This is a genomic window from Streptococcus sp. GMD1S (assembly GCF_000296875.1).
Classification (GTDB): Bacteria; Bacillota; Bacilli; order Lactobacillales; family Streptococcaceae; genus Streptococcus.
In genome coordinates, this window is the sequence record NZ_AJQY01000260.1 from 1 (window position 1) to 647 (window position 647).

A 647-nucleotide genomic window follows, 5' to 3' on the forward strand; every position below is an offset into this window, starting at 1 on the left:
TTTACCGCCTTGGCATTACGACGGTCGTTTGGAGTCACATCTTCAGGACGTTCAATGCCAAAGACCCGCATGGCCGTTGAAGTATGGATGTCAGCTCCTTCTTGGAAAGCCTTAATTAAGTGCTCATCTTTAGAAATATGAGCCAAAACGCGCAATTCAATCTGTGAATAGTCCGAGCTGAGCAACACACTATCCTCCCACTCAGGGACAAAAGCTTTACGAATGAGACGGCCTTGTTCCAAACGCACAGGAATATTTTGCAAGTTTGGATCCACACTAGACAGACGCCCAGTCTGAGTCAAATCCTGCACATAGCGCGTGTGGATCTTGCCATCATCCAAAATCCAGTCTTGCAAACCAATCACATAAGTGGATTGAATCTTAGCAATCTGACGGTAGTCGAGGATTTTTTTAACAATCGGAGCAATAGGAGCTAGACGCTCTAGCACATCCACGGCCGTCGAGTAACCTGTCTTGGTTTTCTTAGTGTACTCTAGAGGAAGACCGAGTTTTTCAAAGAGAAGCACACCCAACTGCTTAGGAGAATTGATATTAAACTCTTCACCAGCTAGCTCATAAATCTCTTGGGTAAGTTGCTCAATGACGACCTCATTTTCAGCCTGCATCTCAAGTAGGGTTTCTTTTTT

Annotated in this window: 1 protein-coding gene; it reads right to left on the reverse strand. The window is 44.8% G+C overall.

What is annotated here, in order from left to right; all coding sequences use genetic code 11:
* Positions 1 to 647: DNA polymerase (locus GMD1S_RS08660; protein WP_000596239.1), on the reverse strand; the 647-nt coding region annotated here is incomplete at both ends.